The sequence below is a fragment of the Methyloceanibacter sp. genome, assembly GCF_050726195.1.
Lineage (GTDB): Bacteria > Pseudomonadota > Alphaproteobacteria > Rhizobiales > Methyloligellaceae > Methyloceanibacter.
In genome coordinates, this window is record NZ_JBOHJC010000010.1 from 85152 (window position 1) to 100463 (window position 15312).

At 64.1% G+C, this 15312-nt stretch carries 15 protein-coding genes; 9 read left to right on the forward strand and 6 right to left on the reverse strand.

The window, feature by feature from the left end; all coding sequences use genetic code 11:
• Window positions 1-291: 291 nt before the first annotated feature.
• The 8 genes from ACRECX_RS08910 (at window position 292) to ACRECX_RS08945 (ending at window position 6642) form a co-directional block, all read left to right on the forward strand.
• Window positions 292-1074 (forward strand): SDR family oxidoreductase, encoded by a 783-nt coding sequence (locus tag ACRECX_RS08910; protein WP_431558477.1) that lies wholly within the window; start codon window positions 292-294, stop codon window positions 1072-1074.
• 61 nt (window positions 1075-1135) lie between these two features.
• Complete coding sequence (uvrC, locus tag ACRECX_RS08915) at window positions 1136-3055, forward strand: excinuclease ABC subunit UvrC (RefSeq protein ID WP_431558478.1); 1920 nt, start codon at window positions 1136-1138, stop codon at window positions 3053-3055.
• A 23-nt stretch (window positions 3056-3078) separates the two neighbouring features.
• The gene (pgsA, locus tag ACRECX_RS08920) at window positions 3079-3693 is read left to right on the forward strand and encodes a CDP-diacylglycerol--glycerol-3-phosphate 3-phosphatidyltransferase (RefSeq protein WP_431558479.1); all 615 of its coding nucleotides are present in this window, start codon (window positions 3079-3081) and stop codon (window positions 3691-3693) included.
• Window positions 3694-3695: 2 nt separating this feature from the next.
• Entirely contained in the window at window positions 3696-3947 is a 252-nt protein-coding gene (gene moaD, locus ACRECX_RS08925) for a molybdopterin converting factor subunit 1 (protein WP_431558480.1), read from the forward strand.
• A gap of 1 nt (window position 3948) precedes the next feature.
• Window positions 3949-4410 carry a molybdenum cofactor biosynthesis protein MoaE gene (locus ACRECX_RS08930; RefSeq protein WP_431558481.1) on the forward strand — a complete coding sequence of 154 codons (462 nt, stop codon included), beginning with the start codon at window positions 3949-3951 and terminating at the stop codon, window positions 4408-4410.
• 160 nt (window positions 4411-4570) lie between these two features.
• The gene (locus tag ACRECX_RS08935; RefSeq protein ID WP_431558482.1) at window positions 4571-5353 is read left to right on the forward strand and encodes an ABC transporter ATP-binding protein; all 783 of its coding nucleotides are present in this window, start codon (window positions 4571-4573) and stop codon (window positions 5351-5353) included.
• Complete coding sequence (locus tag ACRECX_RS08940) at window positions 5343-6050, forward strand: ABC transporter ATP-binding protein (protein ID WP_431558483.1); 708 nt, start codon at window positions 5343-5345, stop codon at window positions 6048-6050. The genes ACRECX_RS08935 and ACRECX_RS08940 overlap by 11 nt, the downstream gene beginning before the upstream one ends.
• A complete protein-coding gene (locus tag ACRECX_RS08945; protein WP_431558484.1) occupies window positions 6043-6642 on the forward strand; it encodes a hypothetical protein in 600 nt (199 codons plus the stop codon). The genes ACRECX_RS08940 and ACRECX_RS08945 overlap by 8 nt, the downstream gene beginning before the upstream one ends.
• A gap of 9 nt (window positions 6643-6651) precedes the next feature.
• Here the strand turns inward: ACRECX_RS08945 and ACRECX_RS08950 are convergent, their stop codons facing one another.
• From ACRECX_RS08950 to ACRECX_RS08960, 3 genes are all read right to left on the reverse strand, one after another.
• Entirely contained in the window at window positions 6652-7671 is a 1020-nt protein-coding gene (locus ACRECX_RS08950; RefSeq protein ID WP_431558485.1) for a branched-chain amino acid ABC transporter permease, read from the reverse strand.
• On the reverse strand, window positions 7664-8536 hold the full coding sequence (locus ACRECX_RS08955) for a branched-chain amino acid ABC transporter permease (RefSeq protein ID WP_431558486.1): 873 nt from the start codon (window positions 8534-8536) through the stop codon (window positions 7664-7666). The genes ACRECX_RS08950 and ACRECX_RS08955 overlap by 8 nt, the downstream gene beginning before the upstream one ends.
• Before the next feature lie 159 nt (window positions 8537-8695).
• Window positions 8696-9997 (reverse strand): ABC transporter substrate-binding protein, encoded by a 1302-nt coding sequence (locus ACRECX_RS08960; protein ID WP_431558487.1) that lies wholly within the window; start codon window positions 9995-9997, stop codon window positions 8696-8698.
• 293 nt (window positions 9998-10290) lie between these two features.
• Here ACRECX_RS08960 and ACRECX_RS08965 point away from each other — a divergent pair, with 293 nt between their 5' ends.
• Window positions 10291-11652, forward strand: a complete 1362-nt coding sequence (locus tag ACRECX_RS08965; protein WP_431558488.1) for a flavin-containing monooxygenase — start codon at window positions 10291-10293, stop codon at window positions 11650-11652.
• 60 nt (window positions 11653-11712) lie between these two features.
• Here ACRECX_RS08965 and ACRECX_RS08970 read toward each other — a convergent pair whose 3' ends face one another.
• The 3 genes from ACRECX_RS08970 to ACRECX_RS08980 form a co-directional block, all read right to left on the reverse strand.
• Window positions 11713-14076: a DUF1989 domain-containing protein gene (locus tag ACRECX_RS08970; protein WP_431558525.1), complete on the reverse strand. Its 2364-nt coding sequence runs from the start codon at window positions 14074-14076 to the stop codon at window positions 11713-11715.
• Between the two features lie 162 nt (window positions 14077-14238).
• Window positions 14239-14886: a hypothetical protein gene (locus ACRECX_RS08975; protein WP_431558489.1), complete on the reverse strand. Its 648-nt coding sequence runs from the start codon at window positions 14884-14886 to the stop codon at window positions 14239-14241.
• 101 nt (window positions 14887-14987) lie between these two features.
• The gene (locus ACRECX_RS08980) at window positions 14988-15299 is read right to left on the reverse strand and encodes a hypothetical protein (RefSeq protein ID WP_431558490.1); all 312 of its coding nucleotides are present in this window, start codon (window positions 15297-15299) and stop codon (window positions 14988-14990) included.
• Between the last annotated feature and the right edge of the window lie 13 nt (window positions 15300-15312).

Below are 15312 nucleotides of genomic sequence, written 5' to 3' on the forward strand. Positions count from 1 at the left end.
GGTGTGACTATTCTGCAATGGTCCAAACACTTTGATGCCACATTGGGCTCACGGACCTGAATGAGCCGCACAAATGCTCATTCAGCCTGCTCACGAGAAGGGCAAATGCCCAAATGGCAGGCGAGAACCAATCTTCTCAACGATTCATAGGGTTGGGGCCGTCCGCCTCTCACGGCGTACGCGGGGCTGCCCGCTGCGCCTTGTTCGGGAATGTGCGGTCCCCTAGAGTGAGATTCGGCGGCGCTCAAAGCTTGACAATTCGATTCGATATCCTCTTCCCGCAAGGCGAGCATGTCTGAGAACGACACTGACGCGACCGCGCTCGTGACCGGCGCGGGGCGGCGGCTCGGTCGGGCCATCGCCCTCGACCTGGCCCGAGGAGGCTGGCGGGTCGGGGTCCACTACCATGCCTCCGCCGCGGAGGCCTTGGGGCTCGTCGCGGAAATCGAGGCGATAGGCGGCCAAGCCGCCGCGTTTCAGGCCGACCTCGCCCGGCTGGAAGAGCTCGACCCCTTGGTGGTCGCCTGCGGAGACCGCCTAGGGGCCCCCGCCTGCCTGATCAACAATGCGGCCTGTTTCGAGCGGGACACGGTGGAATCGCTCGATGCGGCGTCCTGGCAGTTGCATCTCGACGTCAATTTGCGGGCGCCCGTCTTTCTGGCCCAAGCCTTCGCCAAGAGGCTGCCGGAGCACGTCCCCGGCAATGTCATCAACCTGGTCGATCAAAAAGTCTGGCGCCTCAACCCCGACTTTTTCTCCTACACCATCGCCAAATCGGCCCTGTGGACCGCCACCCAGACCTTGGCGCAAGCCCTCGCCCCCCAGGTCAGGGTCAATGCCATAGCCCCAGGGCCCGTGCTGCCCGCCCGCGGCCAAAACGAGGTGGACTTCGCCAAGGAATACCGCACCACCCTGCTGAAGCGCGTAGTCTCGACCGACGACGTCACCGCCGCCGTCCGCTTCTTGCTCGAAACGCCGTCAGTCACCGGCCAGATGATCGCCCTGGACGCGGGCCAGCACCTCGCCTGGGAGGGCGGAGGCGCCCTCGGGCCCCTTGAACGCGGTGAGGCTTAGACCTTACCTTCGCTCAAGGTGGCGCATGCTTTCGGCATCCGCGCCAAAACCCCGTGATCCCATGCCGATAGAGAACCCCGACAGCGCCCCCGCCTCGCTCCTTTCGCGCGCTCGCAAAGCCCTGCGCGGCGGGGAGACCGGCGCGGTAGTGATCGCCAAATATGCCAAGACGGCGCCGGCTGGCCCCGGCGTCTACCGCATGCTCGATGGGGGCGGCGAGGTGCTCTACGTCGGCAAGGCACGCCATCTCAAGAAGCGCGTGCAGAGCTACGCGCGCGGGGCCGGCCACAACAACCGCATCGCCCGCATGATCGCCGACACCGCGGGCATGGAGTTTGTCACCACGGCGACCGAGATCGAGGCGCTGCTCCTCGAGGCGAATCTGATCAAGCGGCTGAAGCCCCGCTTCAACGTGGTGCTCAGGGACGACAAATCCTTCCCCTTCATCCTGATCGCGCGTGACCATCCCGTGCCGCAAATCCTCAAGCATCGCGGCGCAAGGAACCGGGAGGGCGAGTATTTCGGCCCATTCGCCTCGGCCGGTGCGGTCGGCCGCACCATCAACACCTTGCAGCGCGCCTTTCTGCTCAGGTCGTGCTCCGACGCCTATTACGAGACGCGGCTGCGGCCATGCCTGCTCTACCAGATCAAGCGGTGCAGCGCGCCGTGCACCGGCGAGATCTCGGTCGGGGACTACGGCGCCCTGGTCGGCGAGGCGCTGCGCTTCCTGCGCGGCGAGAGCGACGAGGTGAAGCGCCGCCTGCACGCGCTCATGGACGAGGCGAGCCAGAAGCAGGATTACGAGCGGGCGGCGAGCTTCCGCGACCGCTTGACCGCTCTATCCCACATCCAATCACGCCAGGGCATCAACCCGCAGACCTTGAAGGAAGCCGACGTGTTCGCCGCCCACCAGGACGCGGGGCAGACCTGCATCCAGGTGTTCTTCTTCCGCAGCGGCAACAACTGGGGCAACCGTGCCTACTTCCCGCGTGCCGACAAGGCGCTGCCGGCAGACGAGGTGCTGGAGTCGTTCATCGCCCAGTTTTATGACGACAAGCCCCCGCCGAAGCTGATCTTGCTGTCCCACGAGATTGCCGGACGCCGCCTGCTTGCCGAGGCGCTGTCCTTGAAGGCCGGCCACAAGATCGGCGTAATGACGCCGCAGCGCGGCGAGAAGCGCGAGCTTGTCGATCATGCGCTCATCAACGCGCGTGAAGCCCTTGCGCGACGCCTCGCCGAATCCGCGTCGCAGGCGGCGATCTTCGCCCGGCTGGCCGAGGTCCTCGATCTCGATGAAGCGCCCGAGCGCATCGAGGTCTACGACAACAGCCACATCTCCGGCACCAATCCCGTCGGCGCCATGATCGTGGCCGGCCCCGAGGGCTTCATCAAAGCGCAGTATCGGAAGTTTAACATGAAGGGCGAGGATCTCGCGCCGGGTGACGACTACGCCATGATGCGCGAGATGCTGACGCGGCGCTTCAGCCGCCTAGTCAAGGATCGCGACAAGGACCTCGGCAATGGCTGGGTGTCGCCGGACTTGGTACTGATCGACGGCGGCCCCGGACAACTCTCGGCGGCGCATGCGGTGCTGGACGATCTTGGCCTCCCGGAAATCAGGATTGCGGCGGTCGCCAAGGGCCCGGACCGCAATGCCGGCCGCGAGCGCATCTATCTTAAGGGAAAACCGCCTTTGCTCTTGGAACCCCGCGACCCGGTGCTTTATTGCATACAGACGCTCCGTGACGAGGCGCACCGGTTCGCCATCGGCGCGCACCGGGCGCGGCGCAGGAAGAGCATCACCGCCTCGCCGCTTGACGAGGTGCCCGGCATCGGCCCGGCGCGCAAACGCGCGCTGCTCAAGCATTTTGGCTCGGCCAAAGCCGTGAGCCGCGCCGGCATCGCCGATCTCGAAAGCGTAGGCGGCATTAGCGCGCAGATGGCCAAGACCATCTATGATTACTTCCACGAGCGTGGGTAGCTGAGTTGGACGGACGATCGGATATGGCACAGCAAGGAGTGGCGACGCCGCGAGGCGTCCCCCGTGGGCGCTTCGGCAGCCTGCCCAATATCCTGACCTATGGCCGCATCCTTGCCATCCCTGCCCTCGTCGCTTGCTTCTTTGTGACCACGGCCGACTGGGGCCGCTGGCTCGCCATGTGGATTTTCATCGCCGCCGGCGTCAGCGATTTCCTCGACGGCTATCTCGCCCGCGCCTGGCAGCAGCAAAGCGCCATCGGCCGCATGCTCGACCCGATCGCCGACAAGCTGATCGTCGCCGCCGCCCTGCTCATGCTTGCCGCTTACGGGACGATCGCAGGCTGGTCGCTATGGGCCGGCGTCATCATTCTGTGCCGCGAGATCCTCGTTTCGGGCCTGCGGGAGTTCCTCGGCACGCTCGCCGTGAGCGTGCCGGTCACGCGGCTCGCCAAATGGAAGACCGTGGTGCAGATGGTGGCGATCGGCTTCCTACTGGCGGGACCGGCTGGCGACAAGATCTGGCCGTACACCACGCTGTTCGGCCTCACCCTGTTGTGGATCGCCGCGATCCTAACGCTCTACACGGGCTTCGATTATCTGAAGGCGACCTTCCGCCATGTCATGACCGAGGAGGAGTGACCATGCGTCTCCTCTATTTCGCTTGGGTCAAGGAGAAGACGGGTATCGCCGCCGAGGATGTGGCGCTGCCCGAGGGCATCGCCACGATCGCCGAGCTGATTGCCTGGCTCAAGACGCGGGGCCCCGAGTTCGCGCACGCCTTCGCGCGCGAACAGGCGATCCGCGCCGCCATAGACCGGAGCCATGTGCGCCACGACGCCAAGATCGGTGAAGCCCGCGAGATCGCCTTCTTCCCGCCGGTCACCGGAGGCTAGCGTGATCAGAGTCCAGCGAGAAGACTTCGACATTGGCGCCGAGATCGCGCAGCTGACGCGAGGCCGCACCGACATCGGCGCGATCGTCACCTTCACCGGTACCGTGCGCGATCAACACGGCGCCGTCACCGAGATGACGCTCGAGCATTATCCCGCCATGACGGAGACCGAGCTCGCGCGCATCGAGGCGGAAGCGCACGCGCGCTGGCCGTTACAAGCTTCTCTCATCGTGCATCGCTACGGCGCTCTCAAACCCGGCGACAACATCGTGCTCGTCGTCACGGCATCGGAGCACCGCGACTCCGCGTTCGAAGCCTCACGCTTCCTGATGGACTACCTCAAGACCAGCGCGCCATTCTGGAAGCGCGAGAGGGGACCGGATGGCAGCCGCTGGGTGGAGGCCGAGGCCAAAGACCAGACAGCACGCGTGCGCTGGAACTGGCGCAAACACGCCGCTGAATAAACTCATTCGTCCTCGTAGAGCCCAATCTGGACTCGCGCGTCACTCGCCGCGCTGCCATCCGAAGTTTTGGGGTGCATACCGCACGCGAAACATGGACAATGGCATGCCGCTCGTTGCTTGCGCAGCGTCGGTCTCTCGTGAGCGATCCGGATAGAAGCCGATGCCGTCAGCCGAGCAGCCCATTCTTCAAGTTCGCGATCTCGTGCGATCCTTCGGCGGCATCCTCGCCGTCAACGACTTCAGCCTCGACGTCTATCCCGGCGCGATTCACGGCCTGATCGGCCCGAATGGCGCCGGCAAGACCACGACCTTCAATGTCATCAGCGGCTTCTACGCACCATCACGCGGCAAGATCGTCTATCTTGGCGAGGACATCTCAGGACGGGCGACCAGCGCGCTCGCCGAGCTCGGGCTGATCCGCACCTTTCAGGGCACGACCTTGTTCCATGAGTTGAGCGTGCTCGACAATGTCCGTCTCGGCTGCCACCGCAGCGCCAAGGCGGGGCTCGTCAAACGAATCGTCGGTAGCGACCGGCACACGGAAGCGGCCGCCGACTGCAAGGCACACGACATCCTCGAGCTGTTCAGCATCCAGGCTCTCGCCGCCGAGCTCGCCGCCAATCTCTCTCACGGTCATCAGCGCGCCCTTGGCATGGCCGTGGCGCTCGCCGCCGACCCCAAGCTCATGCTCCTCGACGAACCGTTCACCGGCATGAACCCGGAAGAGACGCGGCGCATGATCGACCTGGTACGCCTCGTGCGCGACGAGCGCGGCGTGACCATCATGCTCATCGAGCACGACATGCAGGCGGTGATGGGCCTGTGCGAGACCATCACCGTGATGAATTTCGGCACGCTGCTGGCGGAAGGCACGCCGGAGGAGGTGCGCACCAACCCCGCCGTCATCGAGGCTTATCTGGGAAGCGCCGGCGATGCTGCTTGAGATCAACAACGTCCACGTCCACTACCACAAGGTGGCCGCGCTCAAGGGCATCGACATGGCGGTGCCCGAGGACGGCATCGTCACCATCATCGGCGCCAACGGCGCCGGCAAGACCACCACCTTGCGCGCCATCTCCGGGCTGACGCGCATCAGCAAGGGCGAGATCGTGTTCGCCGGCAGGCGCATCGACAAAATGGCGCCGGAGAAGATCGTGGCGCTTGGCATCGCCCATGTGCCCGAAGGCCGCCGCGTGTTTCCCGACCTTACCGTCGAAGAAAATCTGCGGACCGGCGCGTTCCTGCGTTCCGACAAGACGGGAATCGAAACGGACCTCGACGAGGTGTTCGAGCATTTCCCGCGTCTCAAGGAGCGCCGCAAGCAATGGGCGCGGTCCCTGTCGGGAGGCGAGCAGCAGATGCTCGCCATCGGCCGGGCGCTGATGACGCGCCCGAAGATGCTGGTTCTCGACGAGCCGTCCATGGGCCTGTCGCCGGTCATGGTGCAGGAAATGGCGCGCATCATTCGCGACATCGTCGCCCGCGGCGTGCCCGTCGTGCTGGTCGAGCAGAACGCCGAGCTGGCGCTCCGCCTCGCGCGCTTCGCCTATGTGCTCGAGACCGGGCGCATCGCGCTGCAAGGCCCGGCGCACGAGCTGCACGACAACGACCACGTGAAGCGGGCTTATCTCGGTGCCTGAAGCCTGGAGCGCGAAAGAGCTCCTCAGCGCAGGATGGCGCGAGGCCGATCTCGCCTGGGAGAAGACGGCCGAGCGGACCGCCGCGGCCGTCGCCCGGCGAGACACCGCCCAAGCCAAGGACGAGGCCGGCCAAACGCTACAGCTCGCCCGCGCGGAGTTCGAGCCGATCGACCCGCGCCTCGGCACGAGCCTCGCCAATTACGGCCTCTGCCTGTCGCTTGGAGGCCCCATCGAGGACAACGCATTCCTGTTCCGCGAAGCGCTCGGCGTGTGGCGCAGCACAGGCCCGTGGATCGCCCGCCTGGACGCCCCGCGCGTTGCGCGCAGCTCGCTGTTTCACATGCGCATGGAGGCGCAGCATCGCGCCACCTACCGCGCGAGGTGGCAACAACGCTGGCAGGAGATCGCCGCCGAGGCGACCGCGCGGCTCGAGGCGCTGGTCGATTCTCAAGGCGTCGTCGATCTGCCGGCGGCGGACGCGCTGGCGCTGTGGCGGCGCGAGCGGCCCGCCATGCTCAACGATACGCGCAAGCTGATGGCCGCCGCCTTCTTGCTTCTTGCGCCGACCACCACCAAGACCAGGGCGGGTTAGCGCCCGCCACTACTCAGCCGGCTGCTCCTTCCCGACGGCGCGCTTCTGCTTGCGCCCGGCGATCCAGGCCTTGATCTTCGGCACCAGGCTCTCCAGCCCGTTCGGCAGGAATAGGATCGAGATAATGAGGATCGCGCCGTACAGCATCGGCCGCATCTGGTCGACGTTGAGCGCGCGCAGCACAACCTCGTTGAGCACGGTGAGCGCCACCACACCGAGAATGGGCCCGTAGAACGTCGCCGTTCCGCCGACGATCGCCCAGATCAGGATATAGACCATCTCCTCCACGCCGAAGCGGCTAGGATTCACCGTTCCGACATAATGCGCGTAGAGCGCGCCGGCGAGGCCGGCGAAGAACGCCGAGACCACGAAGGCGAGCATGCGATAGCGGAACGTGTTGACCCCTACGGACTGCGCCAGCTTGTCCTGCCAGTGGATGGCGTGGAAGGTGAGGCCGATGCGCGAGTGTTCGATGCGATAGAGAATGACGAGCGACAGCGTAACCACGACGAGGCAGAGATAGTAGTAGTTCGCCGGGTCGTAGAATTCGATCGACAGGATTGGAATATCGGGAAACGGCGGAATGAGCTTGATGCCCTTCGGTCCGCCGAACAGCCACGTCAGCTCGCTCCATTTCCACACCAGCCGGATGATCTCGCCGGCGGCGAACGAGCCGATCAAAAAGTAGAACCCCTTCATGCGCAGCAAGGGGAAGCTGAGCAGGAAGGCGACGATCCCCGCGACCCCGGCCCCCACCAGCATGGCGAGCGGCACCGGCAGGCCGAGAGTCTTGGCGGCAAGCGCCGAGCCGTAGGCGCCCACGCCCATCATCACCGCGTGAGCCAGAGACCATTCGCCGGTCAAGGTGAGCAGCCGGTAGCTGCACACAAGCAGGACGTTGATGGTGAGGAGGACCAGGATCTCCTGCTGCGAGAACGACAGCAGATGCGGCAGCACGATGAGGCCCGCCGCCAGCAGGACAGCTCCGATCGCCCAGTAAAGTCGCGTGCTGGCGGCGCGCTCAGGCACGTTCCTTGGCTCCGAACAGTCCGGTCGGCTTCACGATGAGAACAATGAGCATCAGCAGCAGCCCCACGATATTGGCGAGCGTCCCGTCATAGATCGTGGTGACGAAAGTATACACAAACGCATAGAGGATGGCGGCGAGCACCGCGCCCCCCAGCGAGCCGATACCGCCGACGATGATGATGATGAAGGCGGTGACGATGACGGCGTGACCCATATAGGGAGTCGGTGCGACGAGCGGGGCGGTGAGCGCGCCCGCGACGCCCGCGAGCGCCGCGCCGATGAACATGGCAAGGCGCGCCGTTTGGTTGATGGAGATGCCCTGAAGCGCCGCCGCCTCGCGATCCTGCGCGCAGGCGCGCAACGCCCAGCCGAACTTGCTCTTGCGCAGGAAGACCCACAGCGCGGACAGCAGAATAACAGTGGCCACGATCACGTAGAGCCGTTGATAGGTCAGCACCACGCCGTCCATGAACACGATGGTGTCTTGCGTCGCCGGCGGCACGTGCTTCATGCGGATACCGAAGCCAAGCACCGCCGCCGTTTGCAGAATGAGCAGAAAGCCGATCGAGGCAATCAGGCCGCCGAGCGGATTCTCGCGCAACGGTCTGAACAGGCCATACTCCATCAGCAGCCCGAGCAGGCCGACAAAGATGAGACCGGCGAACACGGCGAGAAAGAAGGGAACGCCGGAACCGGCATAGAGCGCCACGATGACATAGGCGCCGGCCATATAGAGCTCGCCATGGGCGAAGTTGATCACGCCCATCACCCCGAAGATCAGCACCAGGCCCACGGCGATCAGCGCCATATAGCTCGCCGCGTAGGTCGCGTTCACGATGGTCTGAAGCAGCAACTCAGCAGTCATCGTCGGACCCCGCGACCTCGGACGATCCATCTGGCGGCGCGCGCAGTTTTGTCTTGCCGTCCTGCCCCATGGGCGCAGGGTGCGGCAAATGCCGTCATGACGCCAGGTCTAGATGGCGCGGATAGCCGGCAGTGCCCACGCACGCAGTGGGAGGCAGGCTCAGCTGCGCTGGTAGTACATCTGATCGAGCGCTTCCATGTGCTTGATCATGAGATCCTTGTGCTTGTCCCACCACGCCGGGATGGACTTGAACTCCTTGATCTTGGCCTTGCCGTCCTCGATGACGACCACCGGCCACAGGCCGACCAGGGCATTGTCGATGCCGAACAGCTCCTTGCCCCACCATTTGGCTTCGCCGAACGCCTGCTTGCCGGTACCGCCGACCTGCATGGCCTCGAGCACCTTCTCCGGCTCGGTGGTGCCGGCGCGCCCCGCGGCATCGGACCAGAGATCCATGATGGAGGCATATTCCCACGACACCGCGCTCCACTCGCTCTCGCCGAAGCGCTTCTTGTATTCCTCGTAGAAGTCGTTCGGCTTGCGGAAATTGACATGCTCGGCATTGAGCGCCGGATCGTCGAAGTCCGGGAACTGGAAGATGAAGCCCTCCATGAACTCCTTGGAGGTCTTCTCGACCATCTTTTGATAGAAGTCGGCCGTGCAGGAGATCATCTGGCCTTTGAAGCCCTGCTGGAACGCCTGCTCGGTGAGCGGGTGGACGTAGTCGGCGTAGCACGTGTCGAGGCAGATGATGTCCGGCTTGAGCGCTAGCATCTTCGACATGAGCGGCGCGAAGTCGGTGGTGGCCGGGTCGAAGAAGATCGGATCTCCCAAGACCTTGATCCCCGCCGCCTCGAATGCCGCAAGATAGGTGGCGACGGACGGCTTGCCGAGGGAGTCGTCCTGGGCGCAGATGACGGCGGTCTTCAGGTCCGGCTTGTTTTCCGCCAGCCACTCGACGCCGGTCACGTTGTAGATCGGATGCACTTCGCAAGGGGCGACCAAGAGCTTGGTCTCAGGCGTCAGATCGCTGGGGAGAAGCGTGGAGAACAGCATCTTCTCCTTGTCCGACACCGGTGAGACGCCGGGCCAAGGATCGCCGCCGAGCATCATGACGAACTTGACGCCGTCTTCCTTGATCAACTTGACCGCGCCGGCGCGCGCCTTGCCGGGGTCGTATTCGTCATCATAGGCGACGAACTCGACCTGATAGGCCTCGTCGCCGATCTTCACGCCGCCATCGGCATTGATCCAGTCGGCCCAGATCTTACAACCGTCGAGCCCGGGCTTGCCCCACGCCGCGACCTCTCCGGTCAGCGGGGCGAGAAAACCGATCTTCACCACCTTGTCGGCGCCGAAGGCGATCTTGGGCATCGAGAAGCCGGCCATGATCGTGGCGGCTGCGGTGGTCGAAAGGAAATCGCGGCGGTTGAGCGAACGCACTGAGAATTTGGTCGTCATTTGGTCCCTCCACGTCGATCGGCGGTACGACCGTTGGAACGGGCGACCGGCCCAGCTTACTTGCCCGGGGACAGCGATAACGGCGGCTTTAGCGGGCGTTGACAAGGCCAGCTTAGACCGGTTCTTGGCCCTTGGACAATACCAATCCGCTTTACTTTGACAAATTGGGCCCTTGCTGGTCTAAAATGGCCTAGCAGAGCGGCAAATTGGTTTTGGCGGCGCCGCCGCCGAGCCGCTCCTGCCAAATGGTGGTAGCCTTACCGGGTCAACTCCGAACGTGAGGGAGATGAGATATGGCGGGTCGCGTTGCCGTTATAGGAGCGGGGCCGTGCGGCCTCGGCATGCTGCGGGCGTTTCAGCAGGCGCAGATCAAAGGGGCCGACATTCCCGACATCGTCTGCTTCGAGAAGCAAAGCGACTGGGGCGGACTGTGGAACTACACGTGGCGCACCGGGCTCGATGAGCACGGCGAGCCCGTTCATTGCAGCATGTACCGTTACCTTTGGTCGAATGGACCGAAGGAATGTCTCGAGTTTGCCGACTACACGTTCGATCAGCACTTCGGCAAGCCGATCGCCTCATTCCCCCCGCGCGAGGTGCTGTTTGACTACATCATCGGGCGGGCCAAGGACGGCAATGTCAGGCGCTGGATCCAGTTCAGTACGGCAGTCCGCGAAGTCACCTATGACGACAAATCCGGAAAGTTCACGGTGATTTTCGAGCGTTTGACCGATCGCACGCAGCACACCGACACGTTCGACCACGTGGTCGTGGCCACCGGCCATTTCTCCGTGCCGAACGTACCGACATTTCCAGGCATCGAGACGTTTCCCGGACGCGTGCTTCACGCCCACGACTTCCGCAGCGCCAACGAATTCACCGGCAAGAATCTGCTTGTCGTCGGCGCCAGCTATTCGGCCGAGGACATCGGGCTGCAGTGCTACAAATATGGCGCCAAGTCGGTGACCATGTGCTGGCGCACGAAGGCTATGGGCTTCAAGTGGCCGGAGACCATGGAAGAGCGTCCGCTGCTGACGAAAATCGCCGGCAAGACCGTGCATTTCAAGGACGGCTCGACCAAGGACGTCGACGCCATCATCCTATGCACCGGCTATCAGCACCACTTCCCGTTCCTCGCCGACGAGCTGAGGCTGCGCACGCACAACCGGCTCTATCCGCCGGACATCTACAAGGGCGTGTTCTGGATCGACAATCCGAAGGTCATGTATCTCGGCATGCAGGACCAGTTCTACACGTTCAACATGTTCGACGCGCAGGCCTGGTACGCACGCGACTTCATCATGGGCCGCATCAAGCTGCCGGCCAAGGCCGAGATGCAAAAGGACATCGACGCGTGGGTGAAGCGCGAGGAAGGCCTCGAGACCGACGATCAGAAGATCGACTTCCAGGGCGATTACGTGCGCGATCTCTGTGCGGTGATCGACTATCCGAAGATCGACCTCGATCTTATCGACGAGGAATTCAAGGAGTGGGAGCACGACAAGGTCGACTCGATCATCGGCTACCGCAACAAACCGTTCAAGTCGCCCTGCACCGGCACCATGGCGCCGGCGCACCACACGACGTGGATCGAGGCGATGGACGATTCGATGAGAGCGTATCTCAGCGACGGCAAGAAGGCCGCAGCCGAATAGCGCTGCGGCGATCCAACAAGAGAGGGCCGCCCGCTTGCGGCCCTTCTTTTTTGTGTGCGGTTAAGAGCGGACCCGCGTCTTGTCGGGGTCGAAATGCGGGAAGCGCACGATGCGTGCCGGCAGCCGCTTCTGATGGCCGTCGAGCTTGCCGACCTCCACCTCCGTGCCAAGCGCGCTATGCGCGACGTCGACCCTGGCGAGCGCGATGGTCTTCTTCAGGATCGGCGAGCGCGTAGCGCTGGTGACGATGCCAATCTGCGCCCGGCCGACATGGACGCAGTCGCCGTGGCCGATCTGCTCCTCCCCCTCCATCTCCAGTCCGACCAGTTTTCTTTGGGCGTGCTCGCTCCGCCTCTGAAGCGCTTCGCGGCCGATGAAATCCTCGTTCTTGCCCTTGAGCGGCACGGTGAAGCCGATGCCCGCCTCGAACGGGTCGGTCTGGTCGCAGAACTCGTAGCCAGCGAACACCAGCCCCGCCTCGATGCGCACCATGTCCAGCGCCTGGAGCCCGAAAGGCATCAATCCGTGCGGTTCGCCGGCCTGCCAAATGGCGTCGAACACCGTGAGCGCGTCCTTGGGATGGCAGAACACTTCGTAGCCGAGTTCGCCCGTATAGCCGGTGCGCGACACCACGACCGGCGCACCGTCGAAGCCGCCGATACGGCCGACGGTGAAGCGGAACCAGCCGAGCTCCTCCACTGAGGGCTGCGCCGGCGGTGTCCAGATGACCTCGCGCAAGATGTCGCGGCTCTTCGGCCCTTGCACGGCGACATTGTGCAGCTGGTCGGTTGAGGACCGCACCCATGCCTTCAGCCCAAGCTTCTCCGCCTGCTCGCGCAGCCAGATGCCGCTATAGTCGTCGCCGCCGATCCAGCGGAAATTGTTGTCGCCGAGACGGAACAACGTGCCGTCGTCGATCATGCCGCCGTGCTCGTAGCACATGGCGGTATAAACGACCTGGCCGGTGGCCAGCTTCCGCACGTTGCGCGTCAGCACATATTGCAAGAGCGACTCCGCGTCGGGGCCGGTCACCTCGAATTTGCGCAAAGGCGATAGATCCATGATCACCGCGCGCTCGCGGCAGGCCCAGTATTCAGACACCGGCCCGTCGTTCGAGAAGCAGGTCGGCAGCCAATAGCCACGATATTCGATGAAGTTGCGGGTCAGCGCCGAGAAGCGCGGGTGAAACGCGGTCTCGCGCGTGAGTTGGGGTTCGGCATCTGGCGTCATTCTATAGGCCACCGCTCTGGAGAAGCTTTGTTTGTCGGAATAGGTGCGCACATGGATGTCTGTCGGTACCCACCCATTGGCAGGATCGATGTCGTCCGGACAAGATGACGACACACAGACGATATCGGTGAGCGCGCGCAACAGCACATAGTCGCCCGGCCGCGACCATGGCTCGTCGAAATAGAGCACGTTATGCGCGTCGATGCCCGTGTTGTAGAAGAAGTTGAGCGCCATCCAGCCTTTGCGCGGGGCGATACCGTAAGGCTCGAGCTGGGCGTTGAAGTTGTCGCTGCAGTTGACGTGGCCGGGATAGCCCCGGTCTTCGTAGTAGCGCGCGTTGCAGGCGAGTCCGAAGGCATCGTGACGCCCGACGGTATCGCGAACCACCTCCACGAGCGGCTGCATATCCTGATCGAAGGCCTTGGAGAATAGGCCGGGAAGCGGATAGCTCTGCCCCATCAGTGAGCGCGTCGTCGTCACGTCGAGCGGACGCTCCAGCCCCTTATCGAGGCCGCGCGCGGGAAAGCACTGGAAGTCGGTGCATTGGCGCCCGGCGACGTCGATGATCTGGATGTATTCGCCCGCGCGCACGAAATAGGCCTGCGCCGTCGATTGATTGACCCGGATGTCTTGCTGCGGATCGGCAAGCGGCTCCGGCAGTGTCGTTTCATGCGCCGGGCGAATGCGGCTGCGCCGGATGTGCACGCGGATCGGCGTCGCCGTATCTTGGGCACCCGCCTCCATCGGTGCGGCCGGCGCGCCGGCGATCAGCACACCATCGCGAGTAACGGTGAATTCGGCGGAGTCCCCGGGGCGCGATTCGCCGCCGAACAAGGTGACGGCGCGGGCACTGGCGAGATCGATGCCGCGCCGCTCGAGCCCGGCGCGCACGGCGCGCGCGCTCTCGTCATCTGCGCTCAGGATCTGCTTCAGGCCGCGCGCATCGCCTTCGCCGCGCGCCCCCAATATCGCCGGATCGGCGAGGCCGGCGGCATCGACCGCCACCAGCTCGCAAACCTGCAAGCCTTCCACATCGACGACCCGAATATGGTCGCCGGCATGGATCGCCACGGCGATGGCCCCGCCGCCTGGCACCGCGTAGCGCTCCTCGCCCGGTGCAAGCGCCCGCGCGCCTGGGCGCAAGATTGCCGATGGCTTGGGCGGCCCTGGGCGAATGATCTGGTCGGCGGAAATGTCCAACGCGCGGCTCTCCCATCAGGGGACCGGGAATTTCAGCCGACGATAACGGGGGGCTTGGCCCTGGTCAACAATGGTATGTTTTTGGTCCAAAGCGGTATGCGCTTTGGTCCCCGCTAGCGACAGACATCGGGTCGAAGCTCAGGCGTGCTGACCGGCTTACTGGCGTTCCATCGAGGTCGAGGACTGCTGGGAGTCCATCGGGGTCGAGGATTGTCCGTCGAGCTTATTCACGACGTATTTTCGGCCGAAGGCGGTCAGTCCCCAGCAGGTGTAGAGTGTCGTCTCGCCCTTACGGTGGCAAGTGCCGGCGGCAACCAGCCCGTTCGAGTTCAGGCCTTCCAACTCGTAGTCCACACGGCCAACCGTCAAGCCGACTCCCTCGCCGATCATGCCTGATCGTGCACCGTCCTTCGCGAAGAGATAGGAGACGATCATCTGCTGTTCTGGATTGAGCTCCAGGGACTCCAGTTTCTGCTTGGTAGCGCTCAGATTAAAAATCGGTTCCGACGCGGGGCTGTATTCCCATTCCTCCGCGTTTGCGACAGCCTGTTGAGCGGCGCTCAATTCGGATTGAAGCGCGGTGATCTTCTTCTCCAGATCGAGCTTCGCCTGAAGCGCGGCGTCGAGCGCCCGCTCCTGATGGACGTTCTCGTCCCTTAGAAGGCTCAACTGCTTCTCGGTGTTGCGATCGATGAAATACCAAGCCAAGCTGACGACGCTCACCCCGAACAAGACGCCGAGGGCGAAGGCGACCGGACGCGCGACGGCGGCTGAATAGGTCTCCCGGACGGAACTCTCGACCAACTCTTCACTCCCTTCGCCGGCAGCATGCCCCATGTGGCGTAGGGGTTCAACACACCGAAAGGTGATGGATTCCTTGGGTTTTGCCGGGCTGAGCGGCGCACCTAGGGGTTCCGGATGATGCGCGCGCCGCGCGGCAGAACCCTCACCGCCGGCCCCCACACGCAGACGTCACCCCAGCTGCAGAGCCCCCCGGCGCAGGTTCGCTGATAGCTGCAGGAGCGGCACTTGTAGACCGGCTTGCAGCCGGTGCACATCGCGATCTCCATGCACTCTTTCCACACCGCGACCGGCGTGGCGATCGGGTCGTGCTGAAGCGCGTCGCCGAAGGTCCAGGCGGTGGCCCGCCCGTCGCTCGCCGCCAGCGCGGCAAGGCCAAGCGCCGCCACAGCCACGGTAATGCGTGCTCTTCGCATGGGCCCCCACTTC

Bases quoted from the DNA above. Each gene is read 5' to 3' on its own strand.
- ACRECX_RS08910 (WP_431558477.1), top strand. From the start codon at position 292: ATGTCTGAGAACGACACTGACGCGACCGCGCTCGTGACCGGCGCGGGG.
- uvrC (WP_431558478.1), top strand. From the start codon at position 1,136: ATGCCGATAGAGAACCCCGACAGCGCCCCCGCCTCGCTCCTTTCGCGC.
- pgsA (WP_431558479.1), top strand. From the start codon at position 3,079: ATGGCACAGCAAGGAGTGGCGACGCCGCGAGGCGTCCCCCGTGGGCGC.
- moaD (WP_431558480.1), top strand. From the start codon at position 3,696: ATGCGTCTCCTCTATTTCGCTTGGGTCAAGGAGAAGACGGGTATCGCC.
- ACRECX_RS08935 (WP_431558482.1), top strand. From the start codon at position 4,571: ATGCCGTCAGCCGAGCAGCCCATTCTTCAAGTTCGCGATCTCGTGCGA.
- ACRECX_RS08940 (WP_431558483.1), top strand. From the start codon at position 5,343: ATGCTGCTTGAGATCAACAACGTCCACGTCCACTACCACAAGGTGGCC.
- ACRECX_RS08955 (WP_431558486.1), bottom strand. From the start codon at position 8,536: ATGACTGCTGAGTTGCTGCTTCAGACCATCGTGAACGCGACCTACGCG.
- ACRECX_RS08960 (WP_431558487.1), bottom strand. From the start codon at position 9,997: ATGACGACCAAATTCTCAGTGCGTTCGCTCAACCGCCGCGATTTCCTT.
- ACRECX_RS08965 (WP_431558488.1), top strand. From the start codon at position 10,291: ATGGCGGGTCGCGTTGCCGTTATAGGAGCGGGGCCGTGCGGCCTCGGC.
- ACRECX_RS08980 (WP_431558490.1), bottom strand. From the start codon at position 15,299: ATGCGAAGAGCACGCATTACCGTGGCTGTGGCGGCGCTTGGCCTTGCC.